This window comes from Acinetobacter sp. Root1280 (genome assembly GCF_001425285.1).
Taxonomy (GTDB): Bacteria; Pseudomonadota; Gammaproteobacteria; order Pseudomonadales; family Moraxellaceae; genus Acinetobacter; species Acinetobacter guillouiae.
This window is the reverse complement of sequence record NZ_LMED01000012.1, coordinates 76,736-97,875: the sequence shown is the minus strand read 5'-3', so window position 1 is coordinate 97,875 and position 21,140 is coordinate 76,736. Positions and strand designations below refer to the sequence as shown.

Here is a 21,140-nt window from a genome sequence, read left to right as displayed (position 1 = left end):
CTTGATTTGTCGCAATCAATATTTATTTACGTTGTCCATCATACAAACTTTCATCTGCACGTGCTGGCTCTTTAGACACTTCACGATTTGGACGATCAAGTAAGCCAAAACTCACTTTATTTAACAAGCTTGATTTTTGTTCTGCTTGATCAGACGTTTCAGAACTCGCTTCTTGTGATACTTCTGCTTTATCACCACGACCTAAAATACCTAATGTTGCACGGTTCCACCAACTTGCTTCTTTACGTGCTGCGCGTATATTCACTTCACCATTAGATTTAACAAGGTTCGGGTAGTTTTGCTTAAGCACGCCAATGTACTGTTGTGAAGTTTCTTTATCGCCCAACTTGTCATAACCATATGCCATTGTTGCTAAGGCTTCAGGAACTTGAGGCGTTTGAGGATAGTGTTCAATCACCCATTGTGAACGTTCAATCGCAGCCAAATATGCTTTACGTTTAATATTGAAACGTGCAGTATTCATTTCACTTTCAGCCAGTTCTTGGCCGATGTATTTCATTCGTTGTGCAGCATCAACTGAATATTGACTTGAAGGATAGCGACGAATTAAGTCGACAAAATTTTGATAGGCAATTTTTAAATAACCTACATCACGATGTGCTTGTTTTAGTGAGGTATAGCGAAGCAAGCTGTCATAATTTTGCTCCATATTGGCTACACCACGGACATAGTAAGCATAATCTAAATTCGGATGTTGAGGATTTAAACGAATAAAACGATCTGCCAGTGCAATTGTGCCTTCATAATCTTTTTGCTTAAATTTTGTGTAAAGCAATTCAAGCTGAGCTTGTTGTGCGTATTGCCCAGTCGGGAAATAAGTATCCATTGCTTCTAACGCTTTTGCAGCATCGCCATATTGCCCACGGTCTAATGATTTTATCGCATTATTGTAATAAGTCTGCTCATTTGATTTCGGGCCTGTATCAACAACATCCTTCTTCGGATTGCTGCTACAGCCGACAAATGCAGTTGCTAAGCCTACAGTTAAAGCAAGCATTGTGACTTTATAACGTGGTAGCGACATAAAAATTCCTCTGTTTATACGGGCAATAGGCTACAATTGCGCTATTAAACCACTTTTGTCCGAATGAGCAAATGACTTCAGCACACTCTTCTAATTCTAATTTCCCAGAAAATGATTTCAATTTACTTGAAGATTCTGAGGATGCAGATAATCATAATTCTGCGCCGACTGCAACACGTTTATCGTTGCAATTTCAACTGGATGAAAGCTATTTAGGGCAACGTATTGACCAAGTCGCAGCACTGGTTTGGAACGAGTTTTCTCGTGAAAAACTCAAGCAGTGGATGAAAGAAGGTCATTTGTTGGTAAATGGTAACATTGTCAAGCCTAAGTATAAATGCGAAGGCAATGAACTTCTATGTTTAGATGTTGAATTGGAAGCACAAACGTCGGCACAACCTGAAAATATCCCTTTAAACATTGTTTATGAAGATGACGATATCATGGTCATCAATAAACCTGTTGGTATGGTTGTTCATCCTGGTGCGGGTAATCCAAATGGTACTTTGGTGAACGCCTTGCTTTATCATTACCCAAAATCTGCCGAATTAACTCGTGCAGGTTTAGTGCATCGTATTGATAAAGACACCAGCGGTTTATTGGTTGTTGCTAAAAATTTGGAAGCGCAATTTTCTTTAAGTAAACAATTGGCTAAAAAAACAGTTTACCGTGTATATGACTTGATTTGTTATGGTCATATTATTGCGGGTGGAACGATTGATGAACCGATTAAGCGCCATCCTGTAGATCGTGTAAAAATGGCTATTTTACCGGGTGGTCGTGATGCGGTGACGCATTATAATGTTAAAGAACGTTTTCAACATTTCACCCGAGTACAGGCACAACTTGAAACAGGGCGTACTCATCAAATTCGGATTCATTTCACCTATATTGGTTATCCATTGGTGGGTGATCCAGTCTATGTTAGCCGTGTTAAAGTTCCAGCAGGTGCTTCTGAAAAACTGAGTAGTGCATTGCGTAACTTTAAACGCCAAGCTTTACATGCCTCTAAATTGGGCCTAGTTCACCCGCGTACACAAGAAGAAATGATGTTTGAAGCACCATGGTCAGACGACTTCGTTGAGTTGGTTGAAGTTTTACGCTCTGAAAATAAAGCATATTGATTGATTTGCATGATAAAACTGCTCAATGCGAGCAGTTTTATAAAATGATTTAGTTACCACAAACATCTTTTGTACCTGTAGGAAATGTATTGGTAAATTTTGATTTATCCGTGACCAATTCTAATGACATGGTTTTATTTAGGTATGGAGAGTCCGCTTCAAAACCACTGAATAGTGCTTGAGGTTGAAAAGTGAGTGACTTAATTTTTGAATTAATCGTAGCTACATAACCTAAATTTTGTTTATTTAAAATAAATCCAATTTGATTAGCGTTTTGATTGATATACACCCCTACATTTTGGTTAGCTGATGCGTCGTAAGGTTGTAGATAGGCATAGGTAATATCATTTTGATTTGAGATGGGATTCTTTTGCATCACCCAAATCAATAAAGGTTTTTTATAGTTCTGTATTGCTGAATTATTTCCATACATAATGGCTATAACACCTATGGTTTGATTATTTTGATCAAACATTAATAAATTCATACCTTTGCCGATATTATTGGTCCCTGTTAATTCATTTGAAATCGTAGCAATATTAAATTCAAATCCAAAAATACCCGTATTTGCGATCGGGAGTGTTCCTGTCGCAATATTATTGCTGGAGCTGAAATTGCTATGGGTTGCTGAATATGTGATTTGATTGGGTGCATTCAGTATCTTATAAGAAACTTTTTGACCAGATGCTGTAGGAAATTTTTGTGCTGCTGGATTGGCTGGCTCAGGCAAAAAACCTTCTAAATCATAACGACAGAGTGCAAATCCTTGCGTGCTGATAACACTCAGACTCAATAAAACAGCAAGCTTTAATTTTTTCATGGTTTATCCTTATTTTTAAGTTTTAATTAATATTATTGGATTTGATTAAAAAAACAACACTATATTAAGTTGAAATGTTTAGTTTTGTTAATCAACAAAATGGACAAGAAGATTGGTTTTGGATTGAGTAAATTTGTTATAGTTATTGAGTCGTGAAAATGATTTGAAGAGGAAATGAGTCACATGCAATTTGTTCAAGGATTACCTCAAGGTGTATATGCAGGCCAGACACATATACATCATGTAAAGGCTTTGCCATCTGTACAGCCTGAGCTTGATGGTTTTAATTTGGCATTGCATGTAAATGACGATCCTCAACGGATACAACAGCACCGTATGATTTTATTGAATGAATTTGCAGAATTGGGTGTTAGTAAAATCACATGGATGACGCAAACCCACAGCACAATATGTCATACCATTAATGAAGAAATGACTTTTAGCGCATTGGAGGGGGATGGTTTGGTCACACAGACTCAGGGGCATGCCTTGATGATGATGACCGCTGATTGTTTACCCGTTGTTTTAGGTAATGCTGCAGGTACTGAGGTTGCAAACTTACATGCAGGTTGGCGTGGTTTAGCAGGGGGAATTATTGAAAATACCATTGCCAATATGAAATCCCCACCTACTTGGGCTTGGTTGGGTGCTGCAATCAGCCAACCTTGTTTTGAAATTGGCGCAGAGGTGAAAGCTGCTTTCTGTTCTAAATATGCTGAACTAGACACTGCATTTATAGAGAGTGAGCAAGCGGGTAAGCACTATGCGGATTTGTATGCGATTGCGCGTTATATTCTTAAACAGCATGGGGTGAATGTGATTACTGGGGGAGATCAGTGTTCTTATCGTCAAGATCAGGATTTCTACTCTTATCGCCGCCATGCAAAAACAGGGCGTATGGCTACTTTTGTATTTATTCGAAATTAAATCTTTATTTTTAAATAGATTTATCGTTGCTTTAAGCGCTATGTCATAGGTTTTCTGAACATTACAAGAATTGTTTAAAAATGAATTGATGTTAAACTTGACCAAATTTGTTTGTTTTCAATTGATATGTCTTTATCTGCTAAATCTATCGCGATCGTTTACCATAGCCCATTTGGTCATACTGCAAAAGTTGCGAATTATATTGCACAAGGTGCAGAGAAGATCGGTGTCACTGTTCATCAAATGGATATTGAACATATTGATTGGGATATTTTAGATCAAGCGAATGCCATTATTTTTGGTTCACCGACCTATATGGGAAGTGTTACAGGTCCATTTAAAATGTTTATGGACTCTACCTCTAAACGTTGGAAAAATCGTGATTGGCAGGGCAAACTAGCTGCCGCATTTACCAATTCTGGTGGTTTAAGTGGCGATAAGTTATCTGTACTGCAACAGATTAATATCTTTGCAATGCAGCATGGCATGTTATGGTCTGGGCTCCCTTTAATGCCTACAGGTATTAAACCAACAGACTTAAACCGTATGGCGGGTTATTTGGGGTTAATGACACAATCAGATAATGCACCTGTTGAAATTACACCGCCCTCTGGTGACTTGCAAACCGCAACATGGTTTGGAGAGTATATTGCGTTGCTAGTAAATAAAATTACGCCGTAGTTGTTCATTGGTATTCGATAAAAGAATGGAAAATAGAATAAATAAAAACTTTTATAATAGGCTTCTTTGATAAGCCATTTTTAAACTATAGATCAATATACAAGCCCCTTCTCCCAACGGGAGAAGCAATTTTAAATACCAATATGATTCAATCAATATGATCATTTTTTGCATTTATGAAAACGTATTATGCACTGGTGACTTATGATCTGCTTTGGACGGATTATTGTGGAATTGTTAAGTATAAATATACAATTGTTAAAATTAGTTACATAAAGTAATATAAGCAAAAAATCCTTTAGAATCATTGTAAGAACGATGTGAATTTTATAAAAATTATAAAATATAAATATTTACGACGAAGTGTTATTTTCTTTATTTAACACTTAGTATATTTTTTATCCATAATAAGATCTGAGAAGATGGTATGGATATCAAAAAAAACCGAGCAATTGATAAGAAAATTATTAAAATTGCAAAACTAGCTTTCATTTGTACTGGATTGTTTTCTTCAATCAATGGTTTTGCAAGCATTCTACATTCTGAGAGTTTAATTCAATTAAATGATTCTGAACTTTCGGATGTGAGTGGTCAGGCATTGATGAGCTTGAGTTATATTGCGCCTAATGACTCAGTCAATAACATGCAAGGGCAAGGTGTCGGTTTTTATAAACTTGGACTTGAGGCTGAGCTTGACCTAAATGCCAATATTAAAAAATTACAACTGGGTTGTGGTGGGGTAAATGGGGTAGGCGGCTGCGATATTGATATTGATAATTTAAGTCTTTCGGGGATAGCCGATACGCGTGAAGGGCGTGTAGGTTCAAGTGCAAAATTAACCAATCCATTTATAGAGTTTGCGATAAAAAATCCTAACTCTGCCTCAACACGAGAAGTGGTTGGTCTACGTTTAAGTGCTGAAAAAGTCTTAGGTTTGTTAACCACAGGAATAGAGAACTCTGATTTACCTAATGGAATAAATAGTTTAAGTGGGGCGCTAAAAATTAAGGCGACTACAGGAACGGGATTTACAGCTCCAAGAGCGATGAGATTTAATGATACAGGAATGGTTATGAGTGGCAGAATTAGAATAGCTATTTTTGAACCAAGTTTTAATACAAATGACTATAATTTACAGTTGCAATCAACCAAAGCGAATTTATTGATTAATAGCACAACGTTAACAGGTACGCGTTTAACTTCTGCAAAACTAACAGGAACAGCATTGATTGATGATTTAAATTTTGGCGGAAATATTAATGCAAGGGTAAACCTACCATTAGTTTCATTGTTTACATTGCCTATCAGGGCAACTGGGTTTATATCAGGTTTACAGGCTGATTTGGATATCGATGAAAATTTGGGTTATATTCATAAACTCCCTTTAAATAATCCTTTCTCTTTATCACTACAGTCTGCTCAAGTTCACTGGCCTGGCGCTGAATATGCTGCGAATCGCGGATGGTGGTTAGCGATTGAAGATGAAATTGATATTGGGAAAGTTATACCTAAAAATCAGATTGATGTAACCAATGATATTCTTAAACAAGTTGTACCAAGTATTAATATCGCTTTGGATAGGACGCCACCAACCTGTCAGCGCGTTATCGGATGTTTGTTTGCTGGTTTGAATATTGGTCAAGTAGATTTATCATCGGCAAAACCATTATATTTCCCAATTAAAGATTTACCATTAGCAACTCAAGGTTTTGCGCCTAACTGTTATGGCAATCTAAAATTCTGTTAGACCTTTTAAGACTAAAGGAAGCCTCCAGATGGAGGTTTTTTATTGCTTATATAGGATTGGGCTTTATCACTGCGCCAATCATGATCACTGACAATAGCCTCTTAAGTGACTTGCAAACCAAACTATGCACTGGAAAGTAGATTGTATGACTATTAAGTATAAATATACAATAATTAAAATTGGTTACATAAACAAATATAAATAAAAAGTCTTTAGAATCATTGAGAAAGTAATCTTGGTTTGCATAATTGTTATAGTATTGAGATATTTAATTCATTTCTCTATTTGCTTTATTTGTATTTTAGTATATTTTTTATTCATAATAAAATGAGATAAGCTGATATGGATATCAACTACAATAGGATGATTGATAAGAAAATAATTAAAGTCGTAAAGAATGTCATAATTTATGCTGGATTGTTTTCTTCAATGCATTGTTTTGCAAATTCTCTATACTTGGAGAGTTTAACTCAATTAAATGACTCCGAGCTTTCCGATGTTCATGGTCAGGCACTGATGAGCTTGGGTTATATTGCCCCAAATGACTCAGTTAATAAGATGCAGGGGCAAGGCGTTGGTTTTTATAAACTTGGATTAGAGGCCGAGCTTGAATTGAATGCCAACATTAAAAAGTTACAGCTCGGTTGTGGTGGGGTAAATGGGGCTGGCGGTTGCGACATTGATATTGATAATCTGAGTCTTTCAGGTTTGGCTGATACGCGTGAAGGGCGTGTGGGTTCAAGTGCAAAATTAACCAATCCATTTGTAGAATTTGCGATAAAAAACCCCAATTCTGCTTCAACAAGAGAGGTGGTTGGCCTACGTTTAAGTGCTGAAAAAGTTTTGGGTTTGTTAACAACAGGGATAGAGAATTCTGATACACCCAATGGAATAAATAGTTTAAGTGGTGCAATAAAAATTAAGTCAACAACTGGAACTGGTGTTACAGCAGCAAGATCAATGACTTCTAATGATACTGGAATGGGAATTAATGGTCGAATTCAGCTTTTAGGTGCACTTATCCAACCAAGTTTTAATACAAATGACTATAATCTTCAGTTGCAATCAACCAAAGCAAATTTATTGATCAATGGCACAACTTTAACTGGAACGCGTTTGACTTCTGCAAAACTAACAGGAACCGCACTTATCGATAATTTAAACTTTGGTGGAAATATTAATGCGAGAGTGAATCTGCCAATAATTTCGTGGATTCCTTTAAGTATCAATGCTAATGGGTACATATCAGGCTTAAGGGCTAATTTGGATATTGAAGAAGATCTTGGATATATTCATAAACTCCCTTTAAATAATCCATTTTCTTTGTCCCTTCAGTCAACGCAGGTTCACTGGCCTGGAGCTGAATATGCTGCGAATCGTGGATGGTGGTTAGCCATAGAAGATGAAATTGATATTGGGAAAATTACACCTAAAAATCAGATTGATATAACGAATGATATTCTTAAACAAGTTGTACCAAATATTAGTAATTATTTGACAAACAACCCACCGAATTGCCCATTAGCATCTTGTTTAATTGCTGGGCTGAATATTGGTGAAGTAAATTTATCGTCGGCAAACCCCCTGTATTTCCCAATTAAGGATCTACCATTAGCAACCCAAGGTTTTGCTCCAAACTGCTATGGCTCGTTAAAATTCTGTTAAAGGTTTGCTAAAAGAAAAAAACCTCCATTTCGGAGGTTTTTCGCATATTAAACAGATTATTTATGCATGATTCGTGACTTATCACGTTGCCAATCGCGATCTTTTTCAGTGGCACGTTTGTCATGTAACTGCTTACCTTTTACCAAAGCAATCTCAAGTTTAGCCAAATGACCTTTCCAGTAACACGCCAAAGGTACGCAGGTATAACCTTTTTGATTGACAGCACCCAGTAGTTTTTCAAGCTCACGGCGTGAGAGCAACAGTTTACGAGTACGTGTCGCTTCAGGGACTACGTGAGTAGATGCTGAAAGTAAAGGTTGAATTTGAGCACCGAAGAGAAATGCTTCATTATTTTTAAAGGTGATATAGCTTTCAGTAATGGTCATTCGCCCAGCACGTAATGACTTGACTTCCCAACCTTGTAAAGAAAGCCCAGCTTCAAATTTTTCTTCAATAAAATAATCGTGGCGTGCACGTTTATTTTGTGCAATCGTCCCACTATTATTTTTTTTAACGACAATGTTTTTCGACATAATACAAATATTCCAAGAATAGCCTTATTTTGCCTCAAACTTGGCTTCAGGTGAAGTCATTTCACAATTAAAGCCAAAGCTAAATCAAAAGAGGTTATTCGCTAATATTTAAGTTTTTGTTAAACTATAGCCCTACATAACAAACTAGAGTACAAATGGATGTCTAAAACTCGTGTCATCTATCCAGGAACTTTTGATCCAATTACCAATGGCCATGTTGATTTAGTCGCACGTGCTTCACGAATGTTTGATGAAGTTGTGGTCGCAATTGCTATTGGGCATCATAAAAATCCAGTCTTTAGTTTGGAAGAACGTGTAGAGTTAGCAAAGATATCACTCAAACATTTACCCAATGTTGAGTTTGTCGGTTTTGATGGGTTATTGGTAAATTTTGCACGTGAACAACATGCTACAGCAGTGTTACGTGGCTTAAGAGCTGTTTCAGATTTTGAATATGAATTTCAGCTTGCGAATATGAATCGTCAGCTTGATCATGATTTTGAAACAGTATTTTTAACACCATCAGAGCAATTTTCTTTTATTTCTTCGACGATGGTTCGAGAAATAGCACGATTGAAAGGCGATGTAGCAAAGTTTGTTCCTCAATGCGTTGTCGAAGCCTTCCATCGTAAACATCAACAAGGTTGGTAGCGTGTCTTTAATTATCACTGATGAATGTATCAATTGTGATGTATGCGAGCCTGTATGTCCAAATGATGCCATTTTTATGGGGGAGGAGATTTATGAAATCCATCCTAACCTATGTACAGAATGCGTCGGGCATTTTGATCAGCCACAGTGTGCACTTTTTTGTCCAGTTGACTGTATTCCGCTCGATCCGAACCATGTAGAGAGCCAAGACGACTTGATGGAAAAGTATAAAAAACTAATTGCTCAAAAAAGCGCAAGCAATTAGCCGAGAAATTTGTTAGGATACGCCCCGAAGTGAGCCAGACGATCGCTGCTGTGGAGATCTCCGTGATTGAAGCAGGGGAGGAAAGTCCGGGCTTCATAGGGCAAGGTGCCAGGTAACGCCTGGGCGGTGTGAACCGACGGAAAGTGCAGCAGAGAGTAGACCGCCTTCAATATCGTTTCTTTTCGGAGAAATGGAAGGTAAGGGTGAAAGGGTGCGGTAAGAGCGCACCGCATGGCTGGTAACAGTTCATGGCATGGTAAACCCCACCGGAAGCAAGACCAAATAGGGATCCTATAGGCATGGCCCATGCTGGATCCGGGTAGGTCGCTTGAGCGTATGAGTGATCATGCGCCTAGAGGAATGATCGTTCTAGACAGAACCCGGCTTATCGGCTCACTTCGATGAATTTTATTTTAATTAGTGCTTGACGTAACATTGTTTACAGCAGATAATGCGCGCACAGTTTTAGGCTATGTAGCTCAGTTGGTTAGAGCACCGCACTCATAATGCGGGGGTCACAGGTTCAAGTCCCGTCATAGCCACCATTTTTATAGACCACGTTTCCAAAAACGTGGTCTTTTTTTATCTACAAGATTTAAACTTTAACAGCGAGACCTGGTCTTGTTTAAAAACCAAGGTTCATCCCTGTACTATCCCCAATATAACTTAAACTACTTTTAGGCGTCTTTTTATAATCATAAAGCGTTGTTTTTGATAATTTAGCCAAGCCAAATTGATAAGAAAAGTTAAATTGCACCTGATTGATGTTGTATTGCGTTAACACCTCAGCGTGTTGGTGATTAATCTTTTCTAGCAATGTTTCAGCACGATCAAGGTCATCGAGATAATCTGGCTGATTCACATTTAAAATTAAAACCTGATTTGTGGATTCAGCCTCTCCAATGAAGGTATGGCGACTTTCAACTTGAGCATTTTTAATGTCATCAGAGATCATACTAAAATTATTGGCTGACATTGTTTTGCTTTGGGAATAACTCCATAAATTGACAGAAAAAATCACAATGGTTAACAGCGCAATGATGTAGTAATGAATGTTCCATACAGATTGGCGTGGAATATTGGATTGAGCGTTTCTAAGGATTTGAGTTTCACTGATTAGATCGTGCAGAGATTGTTGGGTATTTCCATTAAAAATAGCCAAGTAGAAACAGGCAAAGACGATACTTTGAAAAAATGCCACAAGTAGGCTGAGTGAAAGATGCTGAGTTGAATATGTTTGTAAATAACCAGCAAAGCAAAATGGAATGATAAAGATACTTGATCTAACCAAAGAACGCATAAATGGAATTGAAGCACCATTTAAATCTTTTACCCTAATTTTACCCAGGATTTTCCCAATGGTTTTACCATTACCTATCTGGCTGTTAAAAGCAGCAAAATAAAATAGACAGAGGAGCGTACCTATACATTGGAAAATAAAAGGAGAATTTTCAAAATATGGGTAGAGTATTTTGCCCGTCACTAAACAGGCTACGCCGACGGTAATACAGTCGATGATAAATGCGAATATTCGAGGAAATATAGGGGCGGCTTTTTGAGTTTCAGTAGTAATTTCAGACATGGTGTTGGTTTAATTAAGCTTATGAAAATATTAATAATTAATGTAAATTTAACATATTATAGGTTTTTTAATGAAAAATAACCAGAAAAATATAGTTGAGCTATCAAGCTTTTTAGCAAGATGTATTGAACTTTGAGTTATTTGTAAATGGGCGATTTATAGATGATTTATAAATTTTAGGCATAATAAGACTTAAAATGGTGCCCGAGGCCAGACTCGAACTGGCACGCTTTGTGGGCGGGGGATTTTAAATCCCCTGTGTCTACCGATTTCACCACTCGGGCATGTGCGCAATAATAAAGGACAGTTTTTCTCTTGGCAAGCGTATTTATGTCGATTTGCTTTCTTTTCAATCAATTCATGTGCTTATGTTTGAAAATAAAGCATTTTAAGCAGTTGAATGGGTATTTTGTCATGATTTTTTCATCAATTTGAGATTAAAGCGAAATATTAAGCCTTTAAATTGATTGGATAAAAAAACTTAGAGGAAACCAACTTCAATGCCAAACTCAATTTCACGCCGTGAACTTATTCAAAAGTCATTAGCCAGTTTTGGGGCATTATCTATACCAGTGTCGTTGACTGCTTGTGGGAGTGATAACAACGACTCAACATCTCCTACTACAAAAGTTGAATTTTTGCATGGTGTTGCCAGTGGCGACCCATTAAAAGATCGTGTGATTTTGTGGACACGTATTACGCCGCAGGATACGTCTTTGCGTTTAGAAGTGGTTTGGGAAATTGCCACAGATGATAAATTTACTCAAGTGATCAATACTGGAAAAGTACAAACAGCATCAGCTCAGGATTTTACCGTTAAAGTCGATGCAGACAAGCTTAAGTCTGGGCAAACTTATTATTATCGTTTTAAATTCGGCTCGGTAATTTCGCCAGCAGGGCGTACCAAAACATTACCTGAAACCACCAGTTCGGTGCAGTTTGCGGTGTGTTCATGTTCAAACTATCCTGCTGGCTATTTCTATGTGTATAAGGAAATGGCAAAACAAGAGGTCGATGCGATCATCCATTTGGGGGATTACATCTATGAATATGGTAAAGATGGATATGCCACAGAAGAGGCGGTAAAGCTGGGTCGTACACTCGCTGCTGACAATGATAAAGAAATTATCAAGTTGGATGATTACCGTAAGCGTTATGCACTTTACCATACTGACAGTGATTTACAGGCTGCACATGCGCGTCATCCTTTTATCGTGATTTGGGACGACCATGAACTGGCAAATGATGCATGGAAAGACGGTGCAGAAAACCATCAAGCCAATGAAGGAAATTTCTTAGACCGTAAATTGGCAGCTTTACAGGCCTATTTTGAATGGATGCCGATTCGTCCTGTATCTGCAACAGATCATTTGAATATTTATCGCCAATTTGACTTTGGTTCATTGGTACAATTGACCATGTTAGATACGCGTATTTTGGCTCGTGACAAGCAACTTGATTATGCCAATTATATGACGGCTTCTGGTTTAGATATCGCTAAGTTCCAGACAGATTTAACCAGTACTACGCGCACACTGATGGGTTATACCCAGCGTGAGTGGTTACAAAAGAAGCTGGCACAATCTACAGCGACTTGGAATGTGTTGGGACAGCAAGTTTTGATGGCAAAAATGTTAATCCCTGCTGAATTGCTATTGTCTTTATCTGCAATTACCAGTGGAAATGTTACCGCCGAAACTTTGGCAAAAATGAATCAGCAGATCATTGAGTTAGTTACTTTAAAAGTTCGCTTGAAAAGTGGTGATCCAACATTAACCGCCACAGAAAAAGCCCGTGTAACCACAGTTGCACCCTATAATTTGGATGCTTGGGATGGCTACTATGCAGAACGTGAAATTTTATATGGCACATTCAAAGCATTAAATAAGAAAGTTGTGGTGTTGGCGGGGGATACCCATAATGCATGGTCTGCTGACTTGCATACTCAAGCGGGTGATTTTGTTGGGGTTGAATTGGCAACCAGTTCGGTCTCTTCACCAGGGATGGAAAAGTATTTAAGTATTCCTTTGGCACAGTTACAACAGTTTGAAATGGCCTTCACCACGCTCATTGATGAATTGAATTACACCAATTTAAATCAACGAGGCTACTTAAAAGTCAGCTTTACAGCACAACAGGTACAAGCGGATTGGATTTTCTTAAATAGCATTAAGGAAAAAACCTATATGGTGGATACGGCTCGTGCTCATCAAGTGGTTTTAAATAACAATTTGGTTGATGTGAAGACTGTTCAGAAAAGTGCATAAATTTTCAAGCCTAACAAGCCGAGTTTAGATCATTCGGCTTTTTAAGGTGATAGATGGATTACATCATACTGTCCATATAGGCATCTAAATCTTCATATTTATAGGTTTTACACATTTCATTTTCATATTTTAATAGTTCTAAATGTAATTCTAAAAAGGTGACTAAACGCTTTTGATAAAATTGATATTTCTCAGAATCTTTGCCTAAAAATCGCATTTTGAATTTGGCTTTCTTGGCTTGTTTATAAGCCCATAAACAGCTTTTTCGAATTTGTTGTAATTGGTAATATTCAGTGTCTTTGGTGCTATCTCTAAATAAATTTTCTTTATAAAATTTGACAAAACCAAAGCTCATTGCAAAGAAAAATAACAAGCCTTGCAGTAGGGTGCTTTCTATAAAATAAAGATTGAGTGCTTGCAGAACGATCAGTACCGCAAGCTTAAGCGGAATATTATTGAGCTGTTGGTATAAATGCGTTGAACTGTGTTTTATTTGTTTGATAATGATCGGAACAATAATCATAAAAAATAACATAATCGCTAAAGCGGCAATGCCATTGGCTTGAAAGCTATCGAATTGAGGAAAATGATTTGCAATATATTGACCTAAACTAAAATAGATGCTGCAAAAAATCATAATCGACAAAATCCAAGGAATAAACTCCTTTGCTTCATCTAGAAGCCCTTTGGTTTTAATTTGACTATAAAATAGAAAGTTGCGCTTAAATGCTTGTGGGTATTGTTGTTGTAATTGATTTAAATAGAGGGAAACTTGCTTGTTTTGAATCATATAGGCTTCGCTTATCTAAATTTCACTTTGGATATTAACATAAAAAACAATATAAGACTTAAAATGGTGCCCGAGGCCAGACTCGAACTGGCACGCTTTGTGGGCGGGGGATTTTAAATCCCCTGTGTCTACCGATTTCACCACTCGGGCTTTACAAGATTGGAGGCGGAGGTCGGAATCGAACCGGCGTACACGGAGTTGCAGTCCGCTGCATGACCACTCTGCCACCCCGCCATGTCTTGGTGATGCACATATTAGCAATCTTTGAAAAAAAAACAATACTATAATTCATGCATATGCACATAAATTCAGCATATGAAAGAAAATTGTCTAAATAATCATGTATTATTTGCAAAATTGATTCATATCTACTTTGGAGATGTGCCGTGGCATTGGTATTGGATGGTCGCGCATTAGCGAAACAAATTGAAGCAGACTTGTTGACTCGTGTTGAAGCTATAAAAGCAAAAACAGGTCGTACCCCAATTTTAGCGACTATTTTAGTGGGTGATGATGGTGCATCTGCGACGTATGTACGCATGAAAGGAAATGCTTGTCGTCGTGTTGGTATGGATTCTTTAAAAGTAGAGTTAGGTAAAGAAACCACAACTGAACAATTATTGGCTGAAATTGAAAAATTAAATGCCAATCCTGATGTTCACGGTATTTTGCTCCAACATCCTGTGCCTGAACAAATTGATGAACGTGCTTGCTTTGATGCCATTTCACTTGAAAAAGATGTAGATGGGGTAACTTGCTTAGGTTTTGGTCGTATGGCAATGGGTGAGGCTGCTTATGGTTCAGCAACACCTGCAGGTATCATGACCATTCTTCAAGAAAACAAGATTGAAATCGCTGGCAAGCATGCGGTTGTGGTAGGGCGTTCGGCTATTTTAGGTAAGCCGATGGCAATGATGCTACTTCAAGCCAATGCAACAGTGACAATCTGTCATTCTCGTACACAAAATCTTGCTGAATTGGTAAAACAGGCTGATATTGTTGTTGGTGCAGTCGGTAAAGCTGAATTAATCCAAAAAGACTGGATTAAGCAAGGTGCTGTTGTGGTTGATGCTGGATTCCATCCTCGTGACGGTGGTGGTGTGGGTGATATCCAATTGGTTGGTATTGAAGATGTCGCTTCAGCTTATACACCAGTTCCAGGTGGCGTAGGTCCGATGACGATCACAACGTTGATTCGTCAAACTGTGGAAGCTGCTGAAAAAGCCTTAGCTTAAGTCCTGTTTTATTCTGGGCACAGTGAAAGCCATGCATTCACTGTGCTTAAATTCAGCCTACATTTACACAGCAATGTTTATTTTTCAGTAAAAGTAGGCAATATTGTCATTAGTTTAATGGTCATTGGCTTAACGCGTTTAAGATCTACTTTTAAGTAGCAGTATCTGAGACTTAACAAGAAGTATCGTCTCGAACCTTAGCACATGATGTTGCTGTCTATCGAATATGAGGAAGAAGCTGTATTTCCTCAATATCAAAATAATAATTTTGGTCATATTTTGCATGAGTCGTACTTATCAATTTCCTAAAGCCCCACAACATTTACTTGATGCTTTGCATGAAGTGATTCCTCAATGTGAATTATTGGCACAGCAGTTGCCTGAAAGCCCAATTTCGTTATGGTTGATTCCACCTGTTTTTCCAACAGATCGTTTGGATGATGAGGTGATTCGCCGTATTTGGAATGATACACCGTATTGGATTTTTTGCTGGGCTTCAGGTTTAGCAATGGCACAATGGCTGATTGCAGAGCCACAGCATGTAAAAGATAAAGTGGTACTAGATTTTGGTGCGGGATCAGGTGTGGTTGCAATTGCAGCCAAAATGGCAGGTGCAAAACGTGTCATCTGTTGTGATATCGACCCAATAAGTTTGGATGCTTGTCGTGAAAATGCTTTGCTTAATGATGTAGAGCTTGAATATCTTGATGATTTATATAAAGCCGAACAGGTTGATGTCTTATTGGCTGCAGATGTTTTATATGATCAATCTAACAGGTTCTTCTTGGATGAATTTTTAAAATTTGCACCAGAAGTATGGGTGGCAGATAGCCGAGTGAAAAACTTTAGTCATCCGAATTACCAAAAATTGGATGAACGAAGTGCAACTACTTGGCCTGATTTAGATGAAGCCAAAGAATTTAGAAATGTGAGTTTTTATAAGACGCTATGACAGCGTCTTATTTTATTCTGTAATACAAATCTCTTAAATCAAGAACAGGTATAACGTACTACATGTAAGGTGCTTGGGCGGGTATCTAAGGCTTGGCGTGTTGCATAATCTTCACTGTTATTTAGACTTGGCGTGTTGGAAAGCCCAAAAGATGTACGGCTATGCCCAAGTTGAACGCCAGCCTGATCTTTTGCTGTTTGTGGATTGATAATTTCATTGGTACTTAATACAGAAATTTTATAGTTTTTGTTTGCACCCAACACTTTTTGACATGCGCGCTGTAATTTATCTGCATCCAAATCACGATCTGCACGACCTGAAAGGGTATACGCAAGGGTTGCACTATCTGCTGTTTGATTTTCAATTTGATAACCTGTTACGCCATTGTATTGACGAGGGGTTGTTTGACATGCAGATAAAGCTAAAACGATTAATCCTAAACCTGCATAAGTGATTTTTTTCATCTTTTAAAGTCCTAGCTTTTTGAATTATTTTTAGTATGCCATAGCTTTGCAATTTTCACGATAAGTGAATTGCTTAAATAAAACAGCTTTTTCATGTGAATAAAAAAGCTGTTTTAAATGAATTAGATTGCAAAGTTTATTGTGAATTAATCATCTGTAATCAGGCTATGTTTTTTCGTATCTTTCATAAATACATAGGTGATTAGAGATAAACCGATCATGAAGGTAATGTAATAGAAGAAATAGTTTTCATGCCCGGCATTTTTAAAGCTTAGTGCAACTAATTCAGCCGTACCGCCAAATACAGTGTTGGCAAGTGCATAAGGTAAGGCTACACCTAAAGCGCGAATATGCGGTGGAAATAATTCAGCTTTTACAACCGCATTAATGGCTGTATATCCAGTCACAATGACCATACCACTCATACATAAGAAGAAAGCCGTTTTAGGGTCCGTTGTCGAGCCTAAACCATTGAAAATAGGAATGGTAAATAGCACACCGAGTACACCAAAAGTGATCATAATCGGTTTACGACCAATTTTGTCTGAAAGTGCACCGACTGCAGGTTGAATCAACATAAAAATAAAGATTGCGGCTGTGGTAATTTCAGTTGCGGTGGTTTTTTCAAAACCCGAAGTGTTGACTAAGTATTTTTGTAAATAAGTCGTAAATGTATTGAAGGCTAAGGTACCGCCTGCTGTTAGCATAATGACTGTAAATGCTTGTTTAGGATACTTGGTGAATAAGGCCAAAGCACCAGATGTTTCACCACCATTTTTAGCTTGTTGTTGCGCTTGTTTAGATGATTCTGTTTCAACCAGACCACGACGAATCCAGAACACAACAATTGCAAGCAATGCACCGATAAAGAAAGGAACACGCCATCCCCATGCATGTAAGGCTTCTTCAGAAAGATTATGTTGCAGGATAATCAGTACACAGAGTGCAAGTAATTGACCTGAAATCAGGGTGACATATTGGAAACTTGAGAAAAATCCGCGGTGATTTTTACCCGCCATTTCAGTTAAATAGGTGGCACTTGAGCCATACTCACCACCAACACTTAAACCTTGTAATAAGCGCGCAAATAAAAGTAGTGCAGGAGCAAACATTCCGACTGAATCATAAGATGGCGCACAAGCAATGATTAATGAGCCAATACACATCAATGAAACAGAAAGTGTTAAACCCGCTTTACGACCTTTACGGTCAGCATAAACGCCCATGATCCATGCGCCGATCGGACGCATTAAAAAGCCTAAAGCAAAAACTGCAGCAGCTTGGAGAAGTTTGACCGTTTCATTGCCTTCTGGAAAGAACACAGGGGCAAAATAGAGGGTAAATGCGGCATAGACATACCAATCATACCATTCGACTAAATTACCAGCTGAACCACCAAGTATAGATTTGAAACGAGTTTTTCTATCAAGTTGCGAAGTGGCAACTTGAGGAGATGAATTGGACAAGGCAATTCTCCAAAAGAATATGCAAAATACAGCCTGTTTAACTTTCATTTTGGATGAAAATCAAAGCAGAAAAATCAAACAGAGAGAATTTCAGTCAGTATGACGAGGGAGATACAAATAATTACAATGCTCGTTATACGCTTGAATGTAAGCAGACCTTATTAGACTTTGGTCTTAGCTGTGTTAATAGTTTATTGTTGATCTAGAATGAGAAATGCTAGAAATAAATGAATAATTTTTTTAAAACAGGCATTTAATTTGAAATATTTTATAAATTATAAGAATTTAGCTTAAAGTTAAAGCATGTTTGCTTGCATCTAAATGTATGAAATATACACAATTTAATAAGCTGAGTTGGGAGAATTTAAAAATTTAATCTAGTCGTACAGTAAGTAGTCATGCTATTTATAGCAGCTTAATGTTCATTTTTGAAAATAAAACAATAAGGTTTCACATCTATGGACTTGATGATTCGACAACAGCAAACATTAGCATTGGTTAAGGCTCGGGGCTACGTCAGTATTGATGAGATAGCACAGCATTTTGCAGTTACTCCACAAACTGTACGGCGGGATATCAATCAATTGGCCGATGCCGGACTATTACGTCGTTATCATGGTGGCGCTGCGGTAGACTCAAGCGTCACCAATACCGCGTATAGCCAACGGATCAGCCATAATTTAGCGGCAAAACAGCGCATTGCAACAGCTGTTGCAAACGCAGTTCCAGACCATGCATCGTTATTTATCAATATTGGTACAACAACCGAAGCCATTGCCCATGCTTTATTGCAACATCGCGGTTTAAAAGTGATTACCAATAATTTAAATGTGGCGAAAATTTTAAGTATGAATGATGATTTTGAAGTGCTGATCGCCAGTGGGAAAGTGCGCCCTGATGGTGGCGTGATTGGGCAAGCCACCTCCGAATTTTTTAAGCAGTTTAAAGTTGATTATGCCTTGATTGGTATCAGTGGGATTGATGAAGATGGAACGATGCTCGATTTCGATTTTCAAGAAGTGTCTGTCTCGCAAGAAATTATTTTAGGTGCTCGGCAGGTATTTTTAGCAGCAGATGAGAGCAAGTTTGGTCGTCATGCAATGATGCGCTTAGGCCATCTTTCTGAAATAGATCGGCTTTTTACCAATAAAGTGCCCACTGAAAATTATTTAAAACAAATTCATGCAGCAGAAGTGGCTTTAACTGTGGTGTAGGCTAAGTTTTAAACCCATAGTGAAAACATGATAAACGTGAAATTGATCATTTTTTGATAGACATCGATTAAAAAACTATCTATTATTTTCTTAAATGAAAACAAACGAAAATATATTTTCAAAAATGATTGTGAATATATGCAAATGATCAAAGGTGGTGGCGTTTATGACACAAATCAATGAGCAACAAACTTATTATGATATTGCTGTAATTGGTGGTGGAATAAATGGTGTCGGTATTGCCAATGATGCTGCTGGGCGTGGTTTATCTGTATTTTTGTGTGAAAAAGATGATTTAGCCAGCCATACCTCATCTGCAAGCAGTAAGTTGATCCATGGTGGTCTGCGTTATTTAGAACATAAAGAATTTCGTTTAGTGCGAGAAGCCTTAGCTGAGCGAGAAGTCTTACTTGCAAAAGCACCACATATCATTCGTCCTATGCGTTTTATCATGCCACATCAACCTCATTTGCGTCCTGCTTGGCTGATTCGTACGGGGCTGTTTTTATATGACCATTTGGGCAAAAGAGAGAAGCTTGCAGGTTCACATTTGGTTGAATTTGATCCTTATACTAGCCCACTAAAAACAGAGATCACACGCGGATTTGAATACTCAGATTGTGCTGTAGATGATTCACGCTTAGTGATTTTAAATGCGATGCAAGCACGAGAAAAAAATGCCACCGTGGTTACGCAAACACGCTGTATTTCAGCGCAGCGTGAAGATGGTTTATGGAATATCCAGTTTGAAAATGAGCAGGGTATTTATCAGATACAAGCGAAGGCTTTGGTCAATGCTGCGGGGCCTTGGGTTGCACAATTCATTAAACAAGAGCTTCAGTTAAAATCGCAATATGGGATTCGTCTAATTCAGGGCAGTCATATTATTGTGCCGAAAATATATGACGGTGATAAAGCCTTTATTATGCAAAATGATGATCAACGTATCGTGTTTGCAATTCCTTATCTCAATCAATACACCATGATTGGTACAACAGACCGTGAATATTTAGCAGATCCGAATAATGTTGAAATTAGTCAGCAAGAGATTGATTATCTGCTTGATGTATCCAATGATCATTTTAAAGTGCAACTGACTCAAGCTGATATTATTCAGACATTCTCAGGGGTGCGCCCATTGTGTGATGATGAGTCTGATAATCCAGCCGCAATCACCCGTGACTATACTTTGGCTTTATCACAAGACCATGAGAATGATGCGCCCTTACTTTCTGTGTTTGGTGGGAAGTTAACCACCTATCGACGCTTGGCTGAGTCTGCCATGGAGCATTTGCAGAAATTTTTCCCTAACGCTGGGAAAGCTTGGACTGAAAAATCCTTACTGCCGGGTGCTGAGAATTTAGTTTCTGTTGATGGATTGGTTTTAGAAATTCAAAATAAAATCAAAGGGCTTGATCATGAAACTTCAAGCCGTTGGGCACATGCCTATGGAACTTATACATGGAAATTTTTAAATCATTCGACATCTGTTCATGAACTTGGTCAAGACTTTGGTCATGGTCTATATGCCCAAGAGGTTGATTATTTGGTTGATCAAGAGTGGGCGATCATCAGTCAGGATATTTTAAAGCGCCGTAGCAAGTTATATTTAAAATTTAATGAAACTGAAATTCAAGCACTGGATGAATATTTGCTTGAATTGCATGAACGCCGCTTACAGAAAGATGTTGCCTAAGCAAAAGTGGAAATAT

Annotated in this window: 19 protein-coding genes, 4 tRNA genes and 1 other RNA gene; 14 read left to right on the top strand and 10 right to left on the bottom strand. The window is 37.9% G+C overall.

Features of this window, described 5'->3' with window-relative positions; all coding sequences use genetic code 11:
- Positions 1–22 precede the first annotated feature (22 nt).
- Positions 23–1,045, bottom strand: a complete 1,023-nt coding sequence (locus ASC84_RS10290; protein ID WP_004819623.1) for an outer membrane protein assembly factor BamD — start codon at positions 1,043–1,045, stop codon at positions 23–25.
- A 71-nt stretch (positions 1,046–1,116) separates the two neighbouring features.
- Here ASC84_RS10290 and rluD point away from each other — a divergent pair, with 71 nt between their 5' ends.
- Positions 1,117–2,169: a 23S rRNA pseudouridine(1911/1915/1917) synthase RluD gene (rluD, locus tag ASC84_RS10285; RefSeq protein ID WP_004722483.1), complete on the top strand. Its 1,053-nt coding sequence runs from the start codon at positions 1,117–1,119 to the stop codon at positions 2,167–2,169.
- Between the two features lie 49 nt (positions 2,170–2,218).
- Here the strand turns inward: rluD and ASC84_RS10280 are convergent, their stop codons facing one another.
- On the bottom strand, positions 2,219–2,989 hold the full coding sequence (locus tag ASC84_RS10280; protein ID WP_056514345.1) for a DUF4882 family protein: 771 nt from the start codon (positions 2,987–2,989) through the stop codon (positions 2,219–2,221).
- Positions 2,990–3,172: 183 nt separating this feature from the next.
- Here ASC84_RS10280 and pgeF point away from each other — a divergent pair, with 183 nt between their 5' ends.
- The 4 genes from pgeF (at position 3,173) to ASC84_RS10260 (ending at position 8,009) form a co-directional block, all read left to right on the top strand.
- Positions 3,173–3,916, top strand: a complete 744-nt coding sequence (gene pgeF / locus ASC84_RS10275; RefSeq protein WP_056514342.1) for a peptidoglycan editing factor PgeF — start codon at positions 3,173–3,175, stop codon at positions 3,914–3,916.
- A 126-nt stretch (positions 3,917–4,042) separates the two neighbouring features.
- Entirely contained in the window at positions 4,043–4,597 is a 555-nt protein-coding gene (locus ASC84_RS10270; RefSeq protein ID WP_056514339.1) for a flavodoxin family protein, read from the top strand.
- 427 nt (positions 4,598–5,024) lie between these two features.
- A complete protein-coding gene (locus ASC84_RS10265) occupies positions 5,025–6,344 on the top strand; it encodes a hypothetical protein (protein ID WP_056514336.1) in 1,320 nt (439 codons plus the stop codon).
- Positions 6,345–6,686: 342 nt separating this feature from the next.
- On the top strand, positions 6,687–8,009 hold the full coding sequence (locus ASC84_RS10260) for a hypothetical protein (protein ID WP_056514332.1): 1,323 nt from the start codon (positions 6,687–6,689) through the stop codon (positions 8,007–8,009).
- A 56-nt stretch (positions 8,010–8,065) separates the two neighbouring features.
- Here ASC84_RS10260 and smpB read toward each other — a convergent pair whose 3' ends face one another.
- The gene (gene smpB / locus ASC84_RS10255) at positions 8,066–8,542 is read right to left on the bottom strand and encodes an SsrA-binding protein SmpB (RefSeq protein ID WP_004722477.1); all 477 of its coding nucleotides are present in this window, start codon (positions 8,540–8,542) and stop codon (positions 8,066–8,068) included.
- A gap of 159 nt (positions 8,543–8,701) precedes the next feature.
- On the opposite strand from smpB, the gene coaD reads away from it, so the two are divergent.
- The 4 genes from coaD to ASC84_RS10240 all read left to right on the top strand — a co-directional run bounded on the left by coaD (position 8,702) and on the right by ASC84_RS10240 (position 10,003).
- Positions 8,702–9,193, top strand: coding sequence for a pantetheine-phosphate adenylyltransferase (gene coaD / locus ASC84_RS10250; RefSeq protein ID WP_004722475.1), 492 nt, complete (start codon positions 8,702–8,704; stop codon positions 9,191–9,193).
- Between the two features lies 1 nt (position 9,194).
- Positions 9,195–9,458, top strand: coding sequence for a YfhL family 4Fe-4S dicluster ferredoxin (locus ASC84_RS10245; RefSeq protein WP_004722473.1), 264 nt, complete (start codon positions 9,195–9,197; stop codon positions 9,456–9,458).
- A gap of 26 nt (positions 9,459–9,484) precedes the next feature.
- Positions 9,485–9,862, top strand: an RNA gene (rnpB, locus tag ASC84_RS12885) — RNase P RNA component class A.
- Positions 9,863–9,926: 64 nt separating this feature from the next.
- A tRNA-Met gene (locus ASC84_RS10240) sits at positions 9,927–10,003 on the top strand.
- A gap of 80 nt (positions 10,004–10,083) precedes the next feature.
- Here the strand turns inward: ASC84_RS10240 and ASC84_RS10235 are convergent.
- Positions 10,084–11,040, bottom strand: coding sequence for an RDD family protein (locus ASC84_RS10235; protein ID WP_056514329.1), 957 nt, complete (start codon positions 11,038–11,040; stop codon positions 10,084–10,086).
- 198 nt (positions 11,041–11,238) lie between these two features.
- A tRNA-Leu gene (locus ASC84_RS10230) sits at positions 11,239–11,324 on the bottom strand.
- 216 nt (positions 11,325–11,540) lie between these two features.
- Between ASC84_RS10230 and ASC84_RS10225 the strand changes: the two genes are divergently transcribed.
- On the top strand, positions 11,541–13,307 hold the full coding sequence (locus ASC84_RS10225) for an alkaline phosphatase (protein ID WP_056514326.1): 1,767 nt from the start codon (positions 11,541–11,543) through the stop codon (positions 13,305–13,307).
- Between the two features lie 58 nt (positions 13,308–13,365).
- Here ASC84_RS10225 and ASC84_RS10220 read toward each other — a convergent pair whose 3' ends face one another.
- The 3 genes from ASC84_RS10220 to ASC84_RS10210 all read right to left on the bottom strand — a co-directional run bounded on the left by ASC84_RS10220 (position 13,366) and on the right by ASC84_RS10210 (position 14,331).
- Entirely contained in the window at positions 13,366–14,097 is a 732-nt protein-coding gene (locus ASC84_RS10220) for a hypothetical protein (protein ID WP_056514323.1), read from the bottom strand.
- A gap of 64 nt (positions 14,098–14,161) precedes the next feature.
- Positions 14,162–14,247: transfer RNA gene (locus ASC84_RS10215), tRNA-Leu, on the bottom strand.
- 10 nt (positions 14,248–14,257) lie between these two features.
- Positions 14,258–14,331, bottom strand: a tRNA-Cys gene (locus ASC84_RS10210).
- Between the two features lie 152 nt (positions 14,332–14,483).
- Here ASC84_RS10210 and folD point away from each other — a divergent pair.
- Positions 14,484–15,332, top strand: a complete 849-nt coding sequence (gene folD / locus ASC84_RS10205) for a bifunctional methylenetetrahydrofolate dehydrogenase/methenyltetrahydrofolate cyclohydrolase FolD (protein WP_004819653.1) — start codon at positions 14,484–14,486, stop codon at positions 15,330–15,332.
- A 283-nt stretch (positions 15,333–15,615) separates the two neighbouring features.
- Positions 15,616–16,284 carry a methyltransferase gene (locus tag ASC84_RS10200; protein WP_056514321.1) on the top strand — a complete coding sequence of 223 codons (669 nt, stop codon included), beginning with the start codon at positions 15,616–15,618 and terminating at the stop codon, positions 16,282–16,284.
- A gap of 38 nt (positions 16,285–16,322) precedes the next feature.
- On the opposite strand, the gene ASC84_RS10195 is transcribed toward ASC84_RS10200, so the two are convergent.
- On the bottom strand, positions 16,323–16,748 hold the full coding sequence (locus tag ASC84_RS10195) for a hypothetical protein (RefSeq protein ID WP_004722461.1): 426 nt from the start codon (positions 16,746–16,748) through the stop codon (positions 16,323–16,325).
- A 146-nt stretch (positions 16,749–16,894) separates the two neighbouring features.
- Entirely contained in the window at positions 16,895–18,214 is a 1,320-nt protein-coding gene (locus ASC84_RS10190) for an MFS transporter (protein WP_056514318.1), read from the bottom strand.
- 458 nt (positions 18,215–18,672) lie between these two features.
- On the opposite strand from ASC84_RS10190, the gene ASC84_RS10185 reads away from it, so the two are divergent.
- Positions 18,673–19,428: a DeoR/GlpR family DNA-binding transcription regulator gene (locus tag ASC84_RS10185; protein WP_056514315.1), complete on the top strand. Its 756-nt coding sequence runs from the start codon at positions 18,673–18,675 to the stop codon at positions 19,426–19,428.
- A 166-nt stretch (positions 19,429–19,594) separates the two neighbouring features.
- Positions 19,595–21,124 (top strand): glycerol-3-phosphate dehydrogenase, encoded by a 1,530-nt coding sequence (gene glpD, locus ASC84_RS10180; protein ID WP_056514312.1) that lies wholly within the window; start codon positions 19,595–19,597, stop codon positions 21,122–21,124.
- The last annotated feature ends 16 nt before the right edge of the window (positions 21,125–21,140 follow it).

Excerpts from the sequence above, each read along its gene's own strand:
- ASC84_RS10290 (WP_004819623.1), bottom strand. The coding sequence starts at position 1,045 with ATGTCGCTACCACGTTATAAAGTCACAATGCTTGCTTTAACTGTAGGC.
- rluD (WP_004722483.1), top strand. The coding sequence starts at position 1,117 with ATGACTTCAGCACACTCTTCTAATTCTAATTTCCCAGAAAATGATTTC.
- ASC84_RS10280 (WP_056514345.1), bottom strand. The coding sequence starts at position 2,989 with ATGAAAAAATTAAAGCTTGCTGTTTTATTGAGTCTGAGTGTTATCAGC.
- pgeF (WP_056514342.1), top strand. The coding sequence starts at position 3,173 with ATGCAATTTGTTCAAGGATTACCTCAAGGTGTATATGCAGGCCAGACA.
- ASC84_RS10270 (WP_056514339.1), top strand. The coding sequence starts at position 4,043 with ATGTCTTTATCTGCTAAATCTATCGCGATCGTTTACCATAGCCCATTT.
- ASC84_RS10265 (WP_056514336.1), top strand. The coding sequence starts at position 5,025 with ATGGATATCAAAAAAAACCGAGCAATTGATAAGAAAATTATTAAAATT.
- ASC84_RS10260 (WP_056514332.1), top strand. The coding sequence starts at position 6,687 with ATGGATATCAACTACAATAGGATGATTGATAAGAAAATAATTAAAGTC.
- smpB (WP_004722477.1), bottom strand. The coding sequence starts at position 8,542 with ATGTCGAAAAACATTGTCGTTAAAAAAAATAATAGTGGGACGATTGCA.
- coaD (WP_004722475.1), top strand. The coding sequence starts at position 8,702 with ATGTCTAAAACTCGTGTCATCTATCCAGGAACTTTTGATCCAATTACC.
- ASC84_RS10235 (WP_056514329.1), bottom strand. The coding sequence starts at position 11,040 with ATGTCTGAAATTACTACTGAAACTCAAAAAGCCGCCCCTATATTTCCT.
- ASC84_RS10225 (WP_056514326.1), top strand. The coding sequence starts at position 11,541 with ATGCCAAACTCAATTTCACGCCGTGAACTTATTCAAAAGTCATTAGCC.
- ASC84_RS10220 (WP_056514323.1), bottom strand. The coding sequence starts at position 14,097 with ATGATTCAAAACAAGCAAGTTTCCCTCTATTTAAATCAATTACAACAA.
- ASC84_RS10200 (WP_056514321.1), top strand. The coding sequence starts at position 15,616 with ATGAGTCGTACTTATCAATTTCCTAAAGCCCCACAACATTTACTTGAT.
- ASC84_RS10195 (WP_004722461.1), bottom strand. The coding sequence starts at position 16,748 with ATGAAAAAAATCACTTATGCAGGTTTAGGATTAATCGTTTTAGCTTTA.
- ASC84_RS10185 (WP_056514315.1), top strand. The coding sequence starts at position 18,673 with ATGGACTTGATGATTCGACAACAGCAAACATTAGCATTGGTTAAGGCT.
- glpD (WP_056514312.1), top strand. The coding sequence starts at position 19,595 with ATGACACAAATCAATGAGCAACAAACTTATTATGATATTGCTGTAATT.